The organism is Candidatus Wallbacteria bacterium, from assembly GCA_028687545.1.
In the GTDB taxonomy this organism is placed as follows: domain Bacteria; phylum Muiribacteriota; class JAQTZZ01; order JAQTZZ01; family JAQTZZ01; genus JAQTZZ01.
Genome location: JAQTZZ010000045.1, coordinates 1 through 17,087 on the forward strand (window position 1 = coordinate 1; position 17,087 = coordinate 17,087).

12 protein-coding genes are annotated in these 17,087 nt (G+C 48.9%); 7 read left to right on the top strand and 5 right to left on the bottom strand.

Features of this window, described 5'->3' with window-relative positions:
• Nucleotides 1-380 precede the first annotated feature (380 nt).
• Genes PHW04_14795 through PHW04_14810 form a run of 4 tightly spaced genes read left to right on the top strand, consistent with a single transcriptional unit; the run spans nt 381 to nt 2,892 of the window.
• Entirely contained in the window at nt 381-590 is a 210-nt protein-coding gene (locus tag PHW04_14795; GenBank protein ID MDD2717156.1) for a hypothetical protein, read from the top strand.
• Entirely contained in the window at nt 571-1,437 is an 867-nt protein-coding gene (locus tag PHW04_14800; protein ID MDD2717157.1) for a 7-cyano-7-deazaguanine synthase, read from the top strand. Before PHW04_14795 ends, PHW04_14800 begins: the two co-directional genes overlap by 20 nt.
• 41 nt (nt 1,438-1,478) lie before the next feature.
• Entirely contained in the window at nt 1,479-2,705 is a 1,227-nt protein-coding gene (locus PHW04_14805; protein ID MDD2717158.1) for a hypothetical protein, read from the top strand.
• Nucleotides 2,689-2,892 (top strand): hypothetical protein, encoded by a 204-nt coding sequence (locus PHW04_14810; protein ID MDD2717159.1) that lies wholly within the window; start codon nt 2,689-2,691, stop codon nt 2,890-2,892. The genes PHW04_14805 and PHW04_14810 overlap by 17 nt, the downstream gene beginning before the upstream one ends.
• Here the strand turns inward: PHW04_14810 and PHW04_14815 are convergent.
• Genes PHW04_14815 through nuoE form a run of 4 tightly spaced genes read right to left on the bottom strand, consistent with a single transcriptional unit; the run spans nt 2,879 to nt 9,555 of the window.
• Complete coding sequence (locus tag PHW04_14815; protein ID MDD2717160.1) at nt 2,879-4,048, bottom strand: hypothetical protein; 1,170 nt, start codon at nt 4,046-4,048, stop codon at nt 2,879-2,881. The genes PHW04_14810 and PHW04_14815 overlap by 14 nt on opposite strands.
• Nucleotides 4,049-4,108: 60 nt before the next feature.
• Nucleotides 4,109-7,285, bottom strand: a complete 3,177-nt coding sequence (locus PHW04_14820; protein ID MDD2717161.1) for an NAD(P)-binding protein — start codon at nt 7,283-7,285, stop codon at nt 4,109-4,111.
• 12 nt (nt 7,286-7,297) lie between these two features.
• On the bottom strand, nt 7,298-9,067 hold the full coding sequence (locus tag PHW04_14825; GenBank protein MDD2717162.1) for an NADH-quinone oxidoreductase subunit NuoF: 1,770 nt from the start codon (nt 9,065-9,067) through the stop codon (nt 7,298-7,300).
• Complete coding sequence (nuoE, locus tag PHW04_14830) at nt 9,064-9,555, bottom strand: NADH-quinone oxidoreductase subunit NuoE (protein MDD2717163.1); 492 nt, start codon at nt 9,553-9,555, stop codon at nt 9,064-9,066. Before nuoE ends, PHW04_14825 begins: the two co-directional genes overlap by 4 nt.
• A 237-nt stretch (nt 9,556-9,792) precedes the next feature.
• On the opposite strand from nuoE, the gene PHW04_14835 reads away from it, so the two are divergent.
• The 3 genes from PHW04_14835 to PHW04_14845 all read left to right on the top strand — a co-directional run bounded on the left by PHW04_14835 (nt 9,793) and on the right by PHW04_14845 (nt 14,783).
• On the top strand, nt 9,793-11,649 hold the full coding sequence (locus PHW04_14835) for an agmatine deiminase family protein (GenBank protein ID MDD2717164.1): 1,857 nt from the start codon (nt 9,793-9,795) through the stop codon (nt 11,647-11,649).
• A gap of 250 nt (nt 11,650-11,899) precedes the next feature.
• Nucleotides 11,900-13,258, top strand: coding sequence for an NADP-specific glutamate dehydrogenase (gene gdhA / locus PHW04_14840; protein MDD2717165.1), 1,359 nt, complete (start codon nt 11,900-11,902; stop codon nt 13,256-13,258).
• A 163-nt stretch (nt 13,259-13,421) separates the two neighbouring features.
• On the top strand, nt 13,422-14,783 hold the full coding sequence (locus PHW04_14845; protein ID MDD2717166.1) for a hypothetical protein: 1,362 nt from the start codon (nt 13,422-13,424) through the stop codon (nt 14,781-14,783).
• An 18-nt stretch (nt 14,784-14,801) separates the two neighbouring features.
• On the opposite strand, the gene PHW04_14850 is transcribed toward PHW04_14845, so the two are convergent.
• A complete protein-coding gene (locus PHW04_14850) occupies nt 14,802-17,072 on the bottom strand; it encodes a PEP/pyruvate-binding domain-containing protein (GenBank protein MDD2717167.1) in 2,271 nt (756 codons plus the stop codon).
• Nucleotides 17,073-17,087: the final 15 nt, after the last annotated feature.

The following is a 17,087-nucleotide window of genomic DNA, read 5'->3' on the forward strand; positions in this document are numbered from 1 at the left end:
AGGCTTTTGTCGTTCCGCTCGGACCTCGGAGTCTCCTCCTCGATCTGGAACCAGCTCCCGGGCGCTCCGGCGCTTTCCCGGTCCGGACTTTCACCGGCGGACTGACGCAGTTTGTCAGGACGCACCACAATTTAATTATAGTCTGACCTAAGACGATTTGCAACTAAATATCAGTTGCATTAAACCTGGCCTGACAGGAGTTTGACATTAACTTTTGATATTCTTATCCTGTATAAAATGGTGACACTTGCAAAACTCGGTTTTTTAATAATATAGACTTTTGCAAGCGGTTTGGAAGCAAGAGTTTTGTTAGTGCTCCATGAGCCTCTAACAAAATGTCTACCCGAAATAAAACGTAAAAACATTTTGCAAGAGGCTCAATGGGAAAATCATACATCTTGAAAGTGCTTAAATTAATCGTTGCAGTGCTTTTATGTTTTCCTGCACTGCTGATGCCATATGAGCTTCGGATGAAGTACAACAAAGGTCTGGCTTTTTTTTTCCATCTGCCTTTTGTGGTTTTCGGAAAATTAACTCATTATTTATTGAAAATGCTTGGGGTCAGGCCGGATGACATTGACTGGAATTGAAAAAAAAGATTGCGTTCTCCTTTACTCAGGAGGCACTGATTCGACATGCACTGCTGCATTGATGGCAGAACATTTCCAGAATATTCACCTGTTGACTTTCTATCAGGGAAGAGAAAAAAAGTCCTGTATCAGCGAAAATATCCAGGCTCTGGAAAATAAATTCGGGCCTAGGTTTATCCATAAAATCATCTCCACCACAAAATTAGTGAAATTTATCAGCTATCATCGTTATTTGAAATATCTGTTCAGGCATCGCTGGCTTGTTCTTTCAACCTGCGGCTTCACCACTCTCAGCTGGCACATCAATGCAATCGTGTATTGCCGTCTGCATCAGATTGAAGTGGTGGCTGACGGCTTGACCAGGGAATTGATGCATTTTCCCGGACATATGGATGCTGTGATGGAGATTTTCAGGAAACTTTACGCAGAATTCGGAATCAGCTATCAAAATCCGGTCCGCGGTTTCGATACCCCTCCTGACCGGCAATTCATAGACCGGCTGATAGTTGACCAGCACGGCTTCTTTTTCCCGAGCGAAGAATCGACCGCTGCTGATCAGAGGACAACAGGACAATATCTTTACCAGCATGAAATCCTGCCGCATCCTGACGTCAAAGGCTCTCCTATGGATCACAGGATGCAATATGACTGCTACCCCTTTATTTTATACAATGTCATGATCTTCTGGATTTATTTGAATTTCCAGTCTTACGAAACTGTATCCGATAAAATGAGCCTCCTTTTTAAGGAAAAAGTGGATGATATGCGGATACTGCTGAAAGAATATTTCGAAAAAACCGGAGAAAGCCGGTTATCAGGATTGCTGGATGGATTTCAGGGCCAGTGAGAAACTTCATTCAATCTTTAACGATTGTGATAATTTCACTTGTGGCCTGGATTGCAGTATTTGAATCAATCTCAATTTACTGGATAGACAGATGGGGCGACCCTCTTGATAAGGCAAAGCAGGTCCTGAATCCGGACAGCAGGCTGGGCTGGCGTCAAAAAGCTGATTATAACGGCCGTTTTCTGAAAATTGCCTTGAAAACAAATGAATTGGGAATGCGGAACATACCCCTCGCGAAGATCGATAAAAATGCAAAAACAATTCTAGTCCTGGGTCCTTCATCCACATTCGGCTGGGGGGTTGAAGAACAGCAGGCTTATCCCGCACTGCTTGAGGATTTGCTGGTCAGGAAATACAAAGACCAGGTGATAAGCGTGATCAATGCCGGGCAGATTGGTTTTTCCTCATGGCAGGGGCTTCAATTTTTTAAAAATGATCTTTCGGGAAAACTTAAATCAAACATATTGATCATTGCCTATGGAGTGAATGATGTTGACAGATTCCGTTTTTTCGATACCAGTCCCCTGCCCGATAAAGAAGAATTCGCAACCCCTAAAAAAACCTGGAAAATACGACTTCTGAATCTTCTCTACAGATTCAATTTCGGCAATCTGCTGTCCCGCAGGATTTTCAATCTGTTCGAAGACTTTAGCAGCCGGCCGATTGGAATCCCAGTCAGAAGGGTTGATGACACGGATTTCGAAAAGAACATCAGGGAAATGATTCAGTTTGCAAAATCAAGCGGTTCGGAGATCATACTTTTGACATCTGCTTATAAGCTGCCTTCATTCGGAAGTGTTGAGCAAAAAATTAATGAACAGTATCAGGAATTGTTTGAGACCGGGGTAAAAAAATACGAGGAAAAACAGTATCTTGTAGCGCTGACATATTTTAAAAAAGCAACCGAAGTAAAACCAGACCGGAATCTGACTTATTACTACCTTAGTTCATGCTATTCTTATCTTGGAAATTCAGGTGAAAAAAAGAAAATGTTTGAAATGGCCCGCAGGACGGAACCCAAACGGATTGCCGAGGATGTAGATAAACTCAATCAGGTGTTGATGAAAATTGCTGTACAGGAAGGCGTGTTATTGGTAGACTCTATGAAAAGCCTTTCGCTTTTAAGCCCTGACAGTGGATTCATAGACCCCATCCACATGTCTGCGCTTGGAAACGAAGCTGTGGCAGAAAATCTGGCGGTAGAGATTTACGGACATGATCTATTAAAGATCAATCAAAGAAGGGAATCGAATGAGCCAGGAAATTGAGACTACCCAGGATCATAAAACACGGCGCACTCTGCCAGGGCTGCTGATTTTTCTGCTGAAAGAACTGTTGCGAAAGAAAAAATGGATTTTGCTGCCGCTCTGGGTCTTACTGGCCGCAATAGCTCTGATCCTGTTCCTTACCGGCAGTCCCGCTATCCTGCCTGCAATCTATCTCATAGGTTTTTAGACAGCATTCTCTCTTTTATCACGGCTATTTCATCCGACAGATAGGTGGCGATCGCTTTGTGGCCCCATTTATTATATTGAAAGATATCAATGAAGTATTCTGGGGGATACCAGGTTTTGTCTTTTCCCAAAGAAGGGTCAAATTCCGAAAGCCAGTTTAAGCCTGCATAAAAGTCCACTGTCATTTCATGAGAAGGGGGATATCTTTCAAAAATCTTTTCTCCGTCAATAAAACTGGCCAGCTTGTATGAATCTGCAAGTTTCCGGTAAAAAGCTGGACTGATGCTGTGAATTACACTCTGCCGCAGGATGATCACCGGGATCTGTTTTTCTTCGGCTGTTTTCAGCATCTGCATAGTGACATCTGCGAAAGCAGCAATGTTTTTTTTCATGATTCTTGTCACCAGATAATCCCTGAATTTATCGTAAATCATGCTCTTCCTGACGATCACGTTCCCCGCAAGATGTAAAAACCACATCAGAGGACGATAAATACCGGATTCAGGGAAAAAGAATCCTCCCAGGAACTGGTTATCCCCCATAATCACCGGATCTATATATCCGTAATCCCAGATGATCAGATCTGGCTTGTAATCCAGGATTTCCATCTGCAGTTTTGCAAGCCCGACTATAGCAGAACCTTCCTGATTGCCGTAGTTCCACACTTCATAGACCGTATCTGTCTTCTGGCTGTTCAACCTTTGTTCGAGCTGGCTCGGGTATGTATCTTCATCGTTAACAGCATGTCCAAATGTGTGATATGATCCTAACGCGATGATCCGGAAAACATTTTCGGGTTTCTGGACTGTCCTCTGAGGTCCCCTGAATCCCAGATTATTAATGGTTGCGGTATAGGAAGTCTTTTCCCTGAATTCAGCCGGCCTTAGAAAGTCGTAAGATTCCAGGACTTTGTTCCTGGGCAGACTCATCTGGCTCGCAATCAGGTGCAGCCGCTCTTGATTGCGGAAATCTGTATTGGAAAAGAATTTGAAAGGAGGTAAAAGCGGGTTTGCATTGTCACGATTCAACCAGTATTGAGCTAGTCTGGGTATGGTGATTGCTTTGAAATTTCTGCCTGGCCCTGGAGGTTCCGGTTCAATCCTGAACCAGATTTCGCAGACTGCAACCAGCAGAAAGAGAAAAGTGAAAACATACAAAGCAAAATCCCAAATTTTCTTTGCAGGAATCAAGATTTTCAGCTTAAAATCACCCTTTTCTCAGCAATTCTTCTCTTTAGAGCAGCATTTGCAGGCTTCACCGTGTTCTTTTCCCAGGCACAGCAACAGTTGTTTGAGGATCTCGGTGCTTTCCAGTGATTTCTCCCTGGGCAGCCAGTCAGTGGAATGCGTTACCCGCCCGTCTGCGGCATGATAAGTGCCTTTTTTGTCCAGAACTGTAAGTAGTGGAATCACAGTTCCGGCATAACCTTTCCGTGATTCTGGACTGAACCAGAAATCAAAGTCTTTCACAGGCAGGGCCTGCATTTCATATCCGTAATAAACATTCCCGCTGTTTTTAAGGTATTTCTTCAGTTCCTCGACTGTCACGCCCTTCAAGCCAGCATTTCTCAGACCTGGCGCATTCACGGTGCTTTCCAGCACAACGATATTGTCAGTCGTTTTCCTGCAAACATCAATCAATTCAGAGGAAGCCAGCTTCTTTTCAATCACAAAGGTCGGCCGCTGGTTGAAGAGCTTGTGCCATTCTCCGCCATTGCCCAGAATTTCCCTGATGAAACCGGGGATCTTTTCTCTCTTCATGGCTGAATAGAGCGAAGTGAAATTCTGCCTGTCGCTCTTTTTTCCGATAAAAGCGATTCTGCTGCCGTCACGGGCCAGGATACGCAGATAAGGGTCAAGAGCAGCTTGCCAGTTTTCATCCTCCACACAACCTATTATCACCAAATTTTCCTTGGGTGCTTTCCCCAGCGAAGTGCATCCTGTAATTGTGAAATCCGGATTTTCGTCGATGAAGAAGCCGTTCTTCCCAAACACTGATTCCGACAGTTTATTCAGCAGGAAAGCTTCCTCGTCCGAGATTCCGTTTCCAGCCACCAGGATGCCATCACCGGATTTTTTAAGAGCCCCTGCGATCTGTTCAAGTGTGACAGGCGTAAGTTTGCGTCCTTTCATCTGATATGGTCTGTCCGCAGGGTGCCGATCCATGTGATACATGAATGAGCCCAGCTGGCAGATATTCTTTTTGTAAGTATTCAATTCAGATGCCCGGATGTCAGTGATACAACTGTCAGCCCTGGAGACAGAAATTCCGCAGAGCAGTGAACAGCGATCGCAGAGCCCTTCCTGAATTGTTGTTTTCCAGGGTCCGGTTTTGAGCATCCTGCTCTTTGGAGCTAAAGCTCCGGTCGGGCAGGCAGCAATGCACTGTCCGCAACTGTCGCAGCCTACCTTATCCAGAGGCTTCTGCATCGCGGGTGCCACCTCGACCTTGAAGCCGCGGTAAACGAAACCCAGTGCGCCGATGCCTTTGATTTCCAGGCAGGTGCGGATGCAGCGGCCGCAGGTTATGCACTTGTTCTGATCCCTGATGATATAAGGATGTTTCTCGTCGATCGGGTGTTTCTGGACTGCACCCAGAAATCTGGTGGCCTGAGCCTGATAATCATTGGAGTATTTGCGCAGTTTGCATTCGAACACCTCGCCGCAGCCGCAGGAAAGGCAGCGCTGAGCTTCTTCCATGGCCTTTTTTTCACTGAGCCCCTTTTCCACTTCCACGAATTTTTTGATCCTCAGGGCCGGTTTCAGCATGGGCATTGTCACGCGCCCTTTTTTTTCCACATGAGCGAAGTCAGTTTCAGAAAGCTCCATCAGCTCGTTCTTTTTAATGTTGAATTCTTTTGGCACTTCAAGCGGCTTCCCGTTCAGGAAAGCGTCGATGCTGAAAGCTGCCTTTCTGGCACCGCCGATGGCTTCCACGGCAGTAGCCGCGCCCGATGCCACGTCTCCGGCAGCGAAGATATCGGGCTGTCCTGCGCGGCCATATTCGTCGGCAGTCAGGGTCCCCCATTTGCTGAATGTTACCAGGCTGCTCTCTTTCAGCAGGCAGGTGAGATCCGGGGCCTGTCCGATGGCTGCTATAATGTTGTCGAGAGGAATCTCGAAATCGGAATTGGGGATCGGGACCGGCTTCCTTCTGCCTGAGGCATCTGGTTCACCGAGTTCCATCCGGTTGCAGCGCAGCGCTGTAGCTTTGCCGTTTTCGGCAAGCACTGCGACAGGAGCGGTCAGGAACATCATCTTCACGCCTTCTTCCTTGGCTTCGTGGACTTCCACAGCCCAGGCGGGCATCTCTTTCTCGGTCCTGCGGTAGATCAGAGTGACCTCTTTGGCGCCAAGCCTGACCGAGGTGCGGACCGCGTCAATGGCGGTATTGCCTCCGCCGATCACACCCACCCGCTTCCCGATCGGGAATTTGCCTTTAGCGCTTACTTCCCTCAGAAAATCGATGCCATTGAGCACCCCAGGGGTTTCCTCGCCTGGGACTTTCATAGCTGAACCCTTGTGTGCGCCGATCGCGAGCAGAATCGCATTGTACCCGTCCCTGCGCAGAGACTCGATCGTAAAATCACGGCCCAGTTCCTTCCCATACTCTATTTTCACATTCATGTCTGTGATGTATTTGATTTCTTTATCCAGGATTTCCCTGGGCAGCCTGTAAGAGGGAATGCCATAGCGCAGCATGCCTCCGGCTTGGGGAAGTTTCTCCAGAACTCTGCATTGATGCCCCATTTCAGCCAGAAAATAAGCCGCAGACAGTCCGGCTGGACCTGCTCCCACAATGGCTACTTTCTTTCCGGTCGGTTTCCCTGCCTTCGGATGATATCCGTCGGCAGCTTCAAGATCTGCATCTGCGAAGAATCGCTTGAGATTGGCGATCGCCACTGGTTTGTCCACGTAATTTCTGCGGCACTTGTCTTCGCAGGTACGCGGGCAGACGCGTCCGCAGACGAGAGGAAAGGGATTTTTCTCTTTGTGCAGCTTGCTGGCGGCATGGTAGTTTTTTGCGGCGATGTGGGCGATGAATCCCTGCACATCGACACCGGCCGGGCATTGCAGCTGGCAGGGAGCGATGCAGTCTCCCGGATGGTTGGAGAGCAGCAGTTCAAGCCCCAGTTTGCGGGTTTCTCTCAGCACTTCAGTATTGGTGCGCACAACCATGTTTTCTTTGATCTCATAGGAACAGGAAGGCACGAATCCCCTGGCGCCCTCCACTTCCACAAGGCAGATGTAGCATGAGCCGAAAGGCTTCAGCCTGTCGTCATGGCAGAGGGTGGGAATGAAGATGCCATTGTCCCGGGCTGCTTCGTAAACAGTCTGTCCGGGCCTGGCGCTGATTTTCTTGCCGTCGATTTCCAGATTTATGATTTTTTCCATTTTTCCGCTCCTTTATTTCGCGATGATGGCGTTGAATCTGCAGGTGGCCATGCACTGCCCGCACTTGATGCAGGTGTCGGGATTGATCTTGTGCCGCTTCTTCGGTTCCCCGCTGATCGCCTTGACAGGGCAGGCCCTGGCGCAAGCCGTGCATCCTATGCAGGCATCGGCGATGGAATAAGTGAGAAGCGATCTGCATTTTCCTGCGGGACAGCGCTTTTCGTTAATATGTGCCTCGTATTCAGAGCGGAAATATTTCAATGTGGTAAGAACAGGATTCGGGGCTGTCTGTCCCAGTCCGCAGAGAGAGGATTTCCTGATGTTCTCGGCCAGGGTCTGCAGCTTTTCAAGGTCACCAGCGACTCCCTTTCCCTCAGTGATGCGCTCCAGGATCTCCATCATGCGCTTGGTCCCGACCCTGCAGAAAGTGCATTTGCCGCAGGACTCGTCCTGTGTGAAGGTCAAAAAGAATTTGGCGATGTCCACCATGCAGCTTGTATTGTCCATCACCACCATGCCGCCAGATCCCATGATTGCACCGGTTGCATTCAGGGACTCATAATCAACAGGAGTGTCGATCAGGGACTCTGGCAGGCATCCGCCTGACGGCCCGCCAACCTGAACTGCCTTGAAAGGTTTGCCGGTTGAGGTACCGCCACCGATATCATAGATGATCTCCCGTAGAGTCATGCCGAGCGGGATCTCCACCAGGCCTCCGCGGCGGATCTTGCCGGCCAGGGCGAAGACCTTGGTGCCCTTACTTTTATTGCTGCCAACGCTCGCGTATTTTTCCCCGCCGTTCAGGATAATCCAGGCGATATTGGTGAATGTCTCGACATTGTTGATGTTTGTCGGCTTGCCGAAAACGCCTGACTGGGCCGGGAAAGGAGGACGCAGCCTGGGCATGCCGCGCTGGCCTTCCACTGATGCGATCAGGGCCGTTTCTTCGCCGCAGACAAAGGCTCCTGCGCCTTCCTTGATCTGGATGTCAAAATTGAAACCAGAGCCCATTATTTTTTCGCCGAGATAATTGTTTTTTCTGGCTATTTCCAGGGCAATACCCAGATTTTTGACTGCCAGCGGATATTCGGCACGCACGTAAACCACTCCGTGCGAGGCGCTGATGGCAAAGGCTGCGATCACCATGCCCTCAATCACTGAATGCGGGTCGCCTTCCAGTTCGCTTCTGTTCATGAATGCGCCTGGATCTCCTTCGTCGCCGTTGCAGATAATGTATTTCTCGTCTCCCTTGGCTTCTCTCGCGAATTTCCATTTCAGGCCTGTCGGGAATCCTGCTCCACCCCTGCCGCGCAGTCCTGACTTGGTGATTTCCTCGATCACCTGTTCCGGTGTCATTGAAAAGAGCACTTTTCTGAGAGCCTGATACCCCTGATTGTCAAGGTAGTCCTGCAGGTTAACAGGATCTATTCTGCCTGCATTGCGCAGCACGATTCTCTGCTGCTTCTCGAAGAATTTCTCCTCAGGCAGTTTTCGATCCGAAGCTCTCACCAGCAACCTGTCTATGATCTCGCCCTTTCCGATATGTTTTTCCATGATTTCGTTGACGTCTTTATTGGTAACGTTTCCATAGGTCACCTTGCGATTACCTTCCACAACGTCCACCAGGACTTCCGAATAGCACATACCGATGCAGCCGGTGGGTCTCACCTGATAACCTGTTCCTTCAGCGGCCTTGATGAAAGAGTCATAAATTTCCTTGGCGCCTGAAGCAAGGCCGCACGTGCCCACTCCTACTATGATTTCGCCTTTATGATTGCTCATTTTGCCTCCCTGCGCATGGCCTTGACGATCTCGCGGGATTTCTTAGGATTCAATTTTCCATAAGTGTTTCCGTCAATCATCATTACAGGTGCCAGGCTGCAGCAGCCAAGACAGGCCACAGACTCGAGAGTAAACTGACGATCATGCGTGGTACCGTTGTTTTTCACATCCAGTTCATCCTGCAGTGCTTCAGTGATTTCAGTTGCCCCCCCTACATGGCAGGCAGTACCGTGACAGACCCTGATCAGGTGCTCCCCTACTGGTTCCAGCCTGAACTGGGCATAAAAAGTCACGATTCCGAAAATTACGGATTCCGAAACTCCGGTTGATTTGGAAATCCTCTCCATCACAGGACCTGGAAGATAGCCGTAACTCTCCTGGACTTTCTGGAGGATGGTGATCATTGAGCCTTTTTTGGTTTTGTACTGGTCTAAAATTCTGTCTGCCTGATCAAAGCACAATTTTCCTGACGCGCAGTTACACCCCATTGCCGTACCCCCAATAAAAGTACTACTCTTTTACTGCGTACGATCAAAAAATTAGCGTTTTTTCCCTTAACTGTCAAGGGGAGAGGTAATCAGGCGACCTTTTCGATGACCTTGTACCGCTTGTGAAAATATTCTCAATCTCAAATTGCCTCATGATACTGCCTCTGTGTCTGGAAAAATTTTCAGATCCGGGTATAATTAAATAAAGTATAGGTTTAGTATTGAGAGGGGATATTTATGAGTAAATTTTTTCTTCTTGCCATTTTAATTTTCTTCATCTTCCCTATAATTCCTGCTGTTGGGTGGGAACCGGTCTTCATGCATTACGGCATGTCGTCATTTGATCAGAAAGTCTGGAAAAAACCGCCGCCTTTCAAGGCCGAAGGAATACCTGTAGTAAATGTGCCGTTTTATGCTCCCGGCGAGTTCGAGCCTGCCGAAGGCGCCCTGTTCTGCTGGGACGATCATCAGGAAATCTCCAGGCTTCTCTGCGAAATGATCCGGTTTATAGCAGAGGAATACAAGGTTTTCATCAGGATCAATCCGGGTGATGAACCGCGGGTCAGAGGAATTCTCCAGAATGCAAAGGTGAATCTGGAGCAGGTGAAATTCATTCCCTACAAATGCGGTAAGTTCTCAGCCTGGATCGGAGACTATGGTCCGACCTGGATCTATACCCAGGACGGTAAAAGGGAAATCATAGACCTGTACTATCCTGATCCGGCTGACGACAATTTCAATCAGACCCTGGCATTGAAAATGGGTGTCAGATGCCACCCCACCAAGTTCTTCCACTTAAGCAGCGACCTGATCTTCGACAGTCTGGGCAGTGACAGTCACGGTCTCTGCGACGGCCCGACCGGAACAGTCATGACCGGCTACGACCTCAGCAAGGTCAACAACGTCGATCTGCGCAACCTGGAACAGAACCTCAAGGACCTCTATAACGCGGACAAGGTCGGCTTTTTCCCCTGGATGCTCAAGGACCTGCCGCAAACGATCGACTCTTACCTGAAACTGCTTGATCCGGATTTCATGATGCTCGGTATATACGCCGGGGGCGACAACAGCGGAACAGCTACAACAGAGAGATCAGTCAGCAACAATCAGCTGCTGGCAGAAGCGGTTAATGATCTTCACACCTGGTCAGGCAAAAGGGGAAAAGGCTTCCAGGTCCTGAAAGTCCTCCTGCCCGGTTTCGAGAGCGCTGACAAGACCATCGACTGCCTGGTCAACCAATCCTACACCACTTGCCTGGTTGTGGGCAGGCGGATTCTTCTTCCCAATTATGGTAATTTCTGGGACGAGACCACTATGATTGAAATGGAAGAGAAAGTGAAGCGCCTGCATAGATCCCTGGAACAGAATTTCGAAGGCTACCTGATCAAGGGCTTCAACTGCCAGGGGATCCGCAGGTATTTTGGAACCTTGCATTCCCTGGCCTGCACTATACCAGTGGATCCCCTGGAAATCACCCACGAGCAGCCGGAAAATTCATTCCGGCCAGGCGAACCGGTGCTGCTCACCATCAATGTGCGGGGGATCAATAAACTGAATCAGGACAAGGTGACGCTTTACTACAGGGTCAAGGATCTATCTGAAGTCGCTCGCCCGATGTCATTGAAACAAGGAAGCAACGGCGTTTTCGAGGGCGTGATAAAGGGGGTCAGCTATCCAACGACTGTAACTTATCATTTCAGGGCCGAGGACATGACCGGGATGTATGAGACCCTGCCTGAAGGGACAGGGGCATTCTCACTCAGATTTGAGGATCCTGCAAAGCCTGAAGCTACTCAGGAGATTACAGTGGACCAGGATCTCAATTCTCTGCCAGATGCAATCCAGAAGCTCAGACAGAAGTTGGCCAGGCTCAAACTGCAGGCCACACAGCAGGAAGAAGTCACCAGACAGGCAGCATCCGCTCATGACGCAGCTGCCGGCAACGACGGAAGTTATGGTAACATTTTCAATGGGGAGCAATTGACCAGACTGAAGTATGAAAAAGAAAAGGCCAGGTCTGAGCAACTGGCTAAACAGATAAAGGAAATCGAAAATAAAATCAGCCAGCTGGAAAGTATCCAGACTGAGGAATAACAAATACTCACAGCACGTGGCTTTTTTTTGAAATTCTCCCAGGTCGCACACTGACCTTGTACCGTTTGTGAAAATTTTCTCAAAGCCCAGGGAAACCGGTCAGAAAATGGGAAAGACCGGTACCCGGCAGCTGGAATGCAGACAACTTATCACCTGTTGACATGACAGGTGGCAATAAATAATATATAGCCAAGTTGAGAGGGTCTACCTGTTTGGGGGGTAACCCTATAAATCTTTTGGGAGGTAATTCATGTCCATGGTCCGCGAGATCATTGAGAAAGTAAAGCAGAAGGATGCGTCACAACCGGAATTCATCCAGGCAGTCACAGAAGTCATGGAGAGCCTTGAACCGACAGTAAAGAAGCACCCGGAATTTGTCAAAGCCGGGATCTATGAGAGAATCGTGGAGCCTGACAGGGGCATAACATTCAGAGTACCCTGGGTCGATGACCACGGCAAAGTCCAGGTCAACCGCGGTTTCAGAGTCCAGTTCAACAACGCCATCGGACCCTACAAGGGCGGATTGCGCTTCCATCCTTCAGTCAACCTCGGAATCATCAAGTTCCTAGGCTTCGAGCAGATCTTCAAGAACTCCCTCACCACCCTTCCCATGGGCGGCGGCAAGGGCGGCTGCGATTTCGACCCCAAAGGCAAATCCGACGCCGAAGTCATGAGATTCTGCCAGGCCTTCATGCGAGAGCTTTTCAGGTATATAGGCCCTGATATCGACGTACCCGCAGGCGACATCGGAGTGGGCGGCCGCGAGATCGGCTTCCTGTTCGGATATTATAAAAAAATCCGCAATGAGCATACCGGCGTATTGACAGGAAAAGGCCTGGAATGGGGCGGCAGCCTGGTCAGACCCGAAGCCACAGGCTATGGCAACACTTATTTCGCCTGCGAAATGCTGGCCACCAGAAAAAAAGAACTGGAAGGCAAGACCTGTATCGTCAGTGGTTCCGGCAATGTTTCCCAATACACCATCCAGAAGATCACCATGCTCGGCGGCAAGGCCATCACAGCCTCCGACTCTTCCGGCAGCATAGTCGACGAAGCGGGCATCGATGCCAAGAAACTGGCTTTCCTGCTGGAACTCAAGAATGTGAAACGCGGCCGGATCAAGGATTACGCCGACCATTTCAAGGGCGTGACTTATTACGACGGCAAGAGTGTCTGGGATGTAGTGAAAGAGCACGGCCTGAAGTGCGACTGCGCTTTCCCCTCAGCCACCCAGAACGAGATCGAGAAAAAGCATGCCGAACCACTCATTAAGAACGGCTGCTACTGCGTTTCCGAAGGCGCCAACATGCCGTCCACTCCGGAAGCAGTGGAAATATTCCAGGAACACAAGATCCTGTTTGGCCCCGGCAAAGCTGCCAATGCGGGCGGCGTGGCCACCTCAGGACTCGAGATGAGCCAGAACAGCATGAGACTTTCCTGGACCAGGGAAGAAGTCGACGCCAGGCTGCAGGGCATCATGAAGAGCATCCACAAAGCGGCTCTGGAAGCCAGCGAAACTTACAGCACCAAGGGCAATTACGTTGACGGTGCCAATATCGCCGGATTCGTGAAAGTAGCCAAGGCCATGCTGGCATATGGGGTAATCTAAAAGTTACCAAAGAGACATATACATAATATGTTTCTGCTGAAACAATTAAAATGCGGGTCTGCAAGGCCCGCATTTTTTATACAACCTGTTATCATTGAAAGTCATGCACTTCTCGGGTATAATTAATATAGTAACGAAGTATCAGTATGAATTTGGGGGGAGTATGCATAAATTAATCGCCGGAATAATCATGCTTGTCTTTGCTTCAGTCATCGGCATTCCAGGTTTCTGCACAGAGGCTTCAGCCAAGAATTTCCGGGTCACTGCCTGCAGTGAAGTAGATCCACAGGATGCGGATGTATTCCAGAATTGCCTCCAGGGAGGAGGGTTCACTCTGGATGCCAGATACAACGATGGCCAGATTAATCTGAGTTCTTTCAATCCCGATAAGGAACTGGATTACATCTATAACGCAAGCCACGGTTCAGAGTATTATATCTGTTTTTCCGGCGGAAGTTCAGGCATGACAGGCAGCGAATTCACGGGTAACAAGGTCAAGAACCTGGTCACTGCGAGCTGTGACACTGTAAGCAATCAGTGGTCAGGACATCCCGGATTCAGTGCAGTCCTGAAATCTGTGCTTGGATATCACCTGGTTTGCTACAATGACTGTGCCCTGCACGCAGCCCAGAGTTTCGGGCAGGCCATAGTCTCGCTTGATCCATCAACCGATACAGCCAAGATCGTGGAAGCCTGGAAAAAGGCCAACACTTCATTCGATGCCCATGCAGCCCAAGCCTGGGCTGCCTGCACGGCTTCCGGATACACAAGCGGCGGAGGTAAGGAGTCAGGTGCCTGGTACAGCACAAGCTCGTTTACCCCTTCGAAAGGCTCCCGGACAGTTAAAATCAGCGATAAAGTCAGCTATACATTCCCAGTCGAACGCACTGCATCAAGCCTTCCAGTCCTGAGCGCTGAACCGGAAGCGAATCTCGATCTCAAAGCTTCACCAGTCAGACAGAAAAACCTGGATTCAGGAGCAATTCGCGCAGAGTTCAAGGACTGCACACTTCCCTGCGACCTGAATGCCAGTCAGGCTATCGAAACCGCCTCAGCCTTTATCAAGGAGAATGGAGGCCTGCCTGAGGATGCTGTTGCTCTAATGGCGATCCCGGTAGTTCAGATCGATCTTTCAGGCAAAAAAGAAGTGATCAATTATTTCGTTTCTTTTGCCCGCTGCTGGATGGGTCTTGAAATCTCCGGCCGCACAGGCGACAGCATCAACCTGCTGATCGGAAAAAATGGCGTGATCAGCTATTCCAGACTCTGGCGGAACATTTCCGATAACAGAAACCGCTTCAGCGACAAACTGCTTCCAGCGGACGAAGCGCTGGCCAAAGCTGCTGATGCCATTTCGCACTCGATCAGAAATGGTTCAGTCTGCATTACCACAGCCAAGCTGGGTTATCATTCACCTTCATATCAGATTGGCGGCCAGGTGGATCTTGTTCCCTGTTATCATTTCTATGACACACGCGGGATGTGCTTTAATGTAGATGCAGTCAGCGGAGAATTGCTGAAATAAAGCTCAACCTGAGCATGATTAATTCAGAATCTCACAGATAATCCGCCGTTCAACCGCAGAGAAGTAAACATTAAGTGGCAGGACAGCCACGATCAGAGCGCCTTCGAAAAAGCTTTCCTTGATCCGTCCCTCTATCAGCTCTTTCCTGAACAGGGCGTTTTTATCGATGGCGAAATTGTAGATACCGTCGCCTACCAGGTCAAGATAAAAATGCGATCCATAGGAAAACTCAGGCAGATGCTGCTCCAGCGGATACTCCGCTATGATCCTCGCATTGTTGATACTCTTGTAACTGACAGGAACGCCCAGTTCAGGGCAACTGGAACCTGCCCTTCCTGGCAGCAGTAAGAAATAGTCCTTAAGGCGCCGGTTAAGTTCCCCGATCTTCTTACTGAGTTCGTATTTCTGATCCTGACTCAGACCGGTATATTTCCTGTCTTCAACATAAACCAGGGTCTCGATCCCCTCGACCCTGGCATTGGGACACGGCCAGATCGCATCCACGAACTTCCGGTCCTGCTGTATTGCAACCATCTTCTCGTCCTGGTTGAATTCCACATACATGCTGAGAGGGCGGCACTGGAGCAGATACAGCTCTTCTCCGCAGACCGCAAATTCAGTATCCATAGCATTTCTGGCCAGTATGGAGTTGACATTCCTGATCAGTTCCATATTTATCAGTGTTTTAAAGCAGTTTTTAAAGGAAGAGTAGCTGTCCAGGTTTTTCAGGAGCCGCTTGCCGTCCACCACGAACTGCAGCCTGTTGACCAGGTCGTTCGCCACTTCCGGTTTTTTCTCAAAATAGGTTCTGATGGCATCTGTGTCAAATCCGGACAGAGTGTCGTCCTTCAGATGATGATAAATCTCTACCAGCGCCAGGCTGATCTCGTCGTCAGCAAAATCCAGCTGGGATTCGTTCAGGATCCTGATGATCTCAGCTACTGTGTCCCATTTGGAATCATTGAGAAACTGCACCAGGTGGCGCTTGGAATAATGAAATTCAATCACTTTCAAGGCTTCCTTGAGACGCATTCCCCATCTGCCGATATCCTCAAAAGTGACAAATGGATAGCCAGAACTGAAATTTTCGGGATAAGCAGGGCTTAGTGAACCTGTGTCCCTGTCGGCAATGCTGACTATTTCCTCAATGCCGGATAGTGAGGAAAGCCCTTTCAGGTCCTCAAGTTTGATCCTTTTCACAGTCTGTTTGAAATTGTGCTCATCCAGGTCAAGTACATGAATAGTCCGCTGGGATTGCTTGAGGAATTCCTCCATTTCCTTGACAGGTCTCGAAAAATTGGAAAGATCGCACATGAAGGTGCGCTCGGATTCACTGACATCTACCACAGCGGTACCAAGACCAAGCGCCAGACGCAGCACACCGTCCTCCTGTCTGACGCTGTCCGACCATGGATAGCAGTTCTGCGAAAATCCCACCCCTGAAAACAGAGGCATGAAAAATCGGCGCCCATCTGGCTGGTCCAGCCTGACTCCCACGACTTTCTGGACCAGTATAGCCATGGCCTCATATTCGTGCAGCAGATTTTTCTTTTTTCTGTATTCAAGTGCATTTGGATCGTAAACGGAGGAATAGATGTGTTTTACGGCATTCAGGAACATCTCCAGATTCTCTAAAGGAGAAAAAGCGTTCGGTAAAAAGTAGCTCTCGTATTTGCCGGCAAAAGGAGTGCCAAAGCTGTCTTCAAGTAAGGATGAAGATCGCAAAATCAACGGTTCACCACTAGTTTGATCGAGCAAACCTTTAATCTTATCCACTATCTCAGGGTCGAACTCTGTGATAGGCAGCGCATCCACAAACTCCCGATAATTTTCCTCGTAACTGTCTTTGAGGAATTTGACGTGCTCGAATCTGGACAGTCCATTCCTGATCAGAAAATCAGTGAATACGGAACTTCCGATGAACCATGAGTCCGGGATGCGGAGCTTGAATTCCAGGAGTCCGTAATTGCGCAGCGCATTATAGGCAAGGAGCATGCCTGTGGTCTTGCCGCCGATCTTGCCTTTGCCGATGATGCGATCTTCAATTTTGATCAGATCGTCATATTCGAAAAGCTCACCGATCAATGAAACACAATGCTCATTACCTGAAATCAGGAGCCGTGAAAGGCTTTCCAGCAAGGTTTTCTTCTCCAGCTGATCCTTGACCGGACCCCGCTTCTTATACTGGAGATAGATCACAGCCAGTCCTTTGTTCTCAATGGCCCACTTTAGGAATCCCCCGTCGCAGCATATTTTCTTGACCAGTTCTTCCAGGAGATGTTCTTTCATATTTACCCATTCAAT